This is a genomic window from Bacteroidota bacterium, assembly GCA_013696965.1.
GTDB lineage: Bacteria > Bacteroidota > Bacteroidia > JACCXN01 > JACCXN01 > JACCXN01.
This window is the reverse complement of sequence record JACCXN010000050.1, coordinates 1-3,407: the sequence shown is the minus strand read 5'-3', so window position 1 is coordinate 3,407 and position 3,407 is coordinate 1. Positions and strand designations below refer to the sequence as shown.

Below are 3,407 nucleotides of genomic sequence, written 5' to 3'. Positions count from 1 at the left end.
TGGTTTGCAAACAGCTCTTTTATAATTTCATGTTTCTCCGACTCGCTGAAAAGTCTATTCGATTTTTGAATGATTTTTTTGTCCATTTTACACTTTTTTAGTGTAAACCTATTTCAGGACAAGACAGGAAGGGTTTTCGTTTCCTGACTTTCTCGATCAGTATTGAAAATAAAGGAAAGAAATTAACGAGAAAAATAATTAATTTTTTAGGCTTAAAGCACTTGTAGGTAAGTTAATTCTATGATAAATTTTTTATTTACTTTTAATAAAATTTAAATCATGAATAAAATTATATTTCTGTTTTTTCTGTTTTTGTTTTTTGCGTGCAAAACTGATCCGCTTCCAGAACTTGCAAATAAGGAAGGTTGGACTGTATATGATACTTCAAATACAAATTTAATATATAATGTTATAAGAAATATTAGGATTGACAGAGATTATAATATCTGGATAAATAATTTTTCGGTTGTACTCGTGAAGTTCGATTCGAGCAATTCTTTAAACTATACCATTCCTGGGGCTGGAGGTGATCCTCTTAATTATGCTGATCATTTAACAATAGATTCATATAACAATAAATGGGTTCATAATTTTGAAAATGGATTGATGAAGTTTAATGGTGATTGGAAAACTTTTCCTCCCAAAACGGATACAACCTACCCTAGGAACGCTATAAGAATTCGAGAAGATAATATAGGGAATTTATGGATTATTAATAATCGTTTGTATAAATATAATCAACAAAAGTTTGAATTGTTTAATTACGAAATCATTAATTTTCCTAAGAACCAATTAAAAGACTTTGCTATAGATAAAAATAATAATACAATTTGGCTAATAACCAATCCAATTCCTTCACTAGTTTTATTTAAAAATAACGAATTGAAAACTTATACCCCTGATAATTCAGGTATGCCCAATAAAGAATATTTCAACATCGAAATAGATAATGATGGAGTTAAATGGTTGAGAAGTAAAAACGAATTAATAAGTTTTGATGGGAATGTATGGAGGGTACATAAGCCTTCTTATCCTGCACTTGAAAATAGTTTAAATACTTATATTTTTGATATTCATATTGACAAAAATAATACTATATGGATTGCTACTGATAAACTTGGTATAATTAAGTATGGTCAGGGGAAATGGGATATAATTAATACAAGAAATTCAGGACTGCCCTCTGATACCGTTTTATCTATCACCTCCGATCAGGAAGGCAATCTATGGATTGGAACTAATAAAGGGTTAGCAAAATATAACTTTAATTACAAATGAAAAAAAAATGGGATTCTGATCTTGGAATATTAGTTTTCAATCTCAAATTATTAGCCAAAATAAACTTTAAGTTTATCTTACTGTTTATTTATATTGAAAAACATATTCTATTCTGAAAGATTTAGCAGAAACTCGCGTGGTAAAAAATAGCTTTTTGACTTTTGCCAAGGAGTGTTAGATTGTGTGATTGGGGCAAAAGGCAAAGTGCTATTTTGTGCGGTTGGGATTTCAATTTTTTTATGCGGGGAGGAAAAAAACAAAGCACGAAGCAATGGCCTGCTTGACATGTTGAAAATTGTACAAAAGTTTCTCAATGAAAAAGGCTGACTGTCCCGTCTGTCGCACCTCTCCGCAATGCTTACGGCTAACGGTATTTGCATATACGCAGGTGGCGATTATTGCACCGAACCAAAAACCGCGAGCAGCAAAGTTAATAGAAATTCAAGGCTTTGCAATAGAGTACCTAGACCGCCACTTGAGGGTATGCAATGTTAGCCGTTGGCATTTCCCACTTGTCTAGGTAACTACTATTACTTTCGAATTGCAGTATAACGTCAATGAATAGTGACAGGCGCAGTGTGGGTTGTGTGTTTTGTTTTTTTTAGAGAGGGGAGAAAAAAAATTAAATCCTAGCTTAGGGAAGGCAGAAGGGAAGCTTATTTACAATTTTTGGTTTGCGATAGGATTTAGAGGGAATTGTGAATGTGCTTACTCGTGCGGAAGGGCTTCGTTCCTGACTTAATGATTAGTGCTGCATTTTTTATTTGGTCCACTTAGTCTCATAAACCATAAGTGCTTCGCCCCATACGGAGTTTTTTATTTCATGATTAATTTTCTCTTGCAATTTTAATACCCCTGCTTTCTTATTATAGTAGGGATTTTTGATATAGGAAACTTTAAAGTATGCATTGGGACTCTGATTCAAAGCCTTTCTGTCTGCTAACTTTAGGGAATAGCAACTTTTACAAAAGTGTTGAAAACTATATTTTGCATTAATCGCATGTAATGTTTAATGTAACGATAAATAGTATAGATTTGTCTGCTAATCGAAGCTTTTGCGACACAAGGTGTATTAAGCTCGGTAATGGATCAGGTATATTTTAGGGAACCGCACAGGCTGAATGTTAACAGTTTAAGAACGAGCAATGGAGACCAGGATACAAAAGCAGTAAGTACTGAAAAAGGTACAATAACTAAAGGACATAGCACTGTAAAATTAGTGCCAAATCCTGCAAGTACACAGCTAACTGTTTTTGTTGATTCACACGAAAACCATACCGTGACTGAAGTTGCGGTGTTTGACCTGTTTGGTAAAAAAGTTTTATCTTTAAACGGAAATTTTGAAAATCCGGCAACCATTCAATTGGATCTTTCCGATTTGCCTTCCGGAGTTTATTATTGCATGTTAATTGATGGAAACAGAGTAGTTGGAAGAGAAAAACTGTTAATTTCAAAATAAATGAAAAAATTCAGCTTGCTAATATTATTGTTCTTAATTCTAAACAACCTGTGCACAAAAGCACAGGTTGTTTATTTTAATAAACAGTATGATTACGGGCAGCCATTTAACGGTTACCCAACTGCTACTTTTGAAGGTTTTCAATCAGTATGCATAACATTGGATAAAGGATATTTATCCGTTGGTGGGACTGTTATTTTTACAGAAGACAGTACTTCATTTGTTTTTATAGGGTATAAATTATATGTAAACAAAACGGATTCTCTGGGCAACAGAGTATGGGATAAAATCTACAATATAGCAGACAGCATAGAAAATATAGCACATAGTGTGATCGAATTAGAGGATAGCACCTTTGTTATTGCAGGAATCATAATTGATAAAGATACTTTGGGTATTAGAATTAACCGGGATTGCTATATAATGAAAATTAATGCAGTTGGAGATACGCTCTGGACCAAAAGGTATGGTTTGGGGCAAGGAGTTCCTGGAAATCCTGATCATGAATCATTTAGGAAAATAATAAAAACCAATGACAATGGATTTTTAGCTGTTGGTTATTCCTCTCATTTTTCAGCTAAAAAATGGAAAATATACTTGGTAAAAACAGATGCCAATGGAATTAAAGAATGGGAAAAAACGTATGGCGGTGAAAATAATGATGATGCTT

At 33.1% G+C, this 3,407-nt stretch carries 3 protein-coding genes; all 3 read left to right on the top strand.

The window, feature by feature from the left end; genetic code table 11:
• Positions 1 to 279 precede the first annotated feature (279 nt).
• Positions 280 to 1,278, top strand: a complete 999-nt coding sequence (locus tag H0V01_07770) for a hypothetical protein (GenBank protein ID MBA2583267.1) — start codon at positions 280 to 282, stop codon at positions 1,276 to 1,278.
• Positions 1,279 to 2,362: 1,084 nt separating this feature from the next.
• Entirely contained in the window at positions 2,363 to 2,737 is a 375-nt protein-coding gene (locus H0V01_07765; GenBank protein MBA2583266.1) for a T9SS type A sorting domain-containing protein, read from the top strand.
• Positions 2,738 to 3,407, top strand: a 670-nt coding sequence (locus tag H0V01_07760; GenBank protein MBA2583265.1) for a hypothetical protein, incomplete at its 3' end; no start/stop codon positions are given.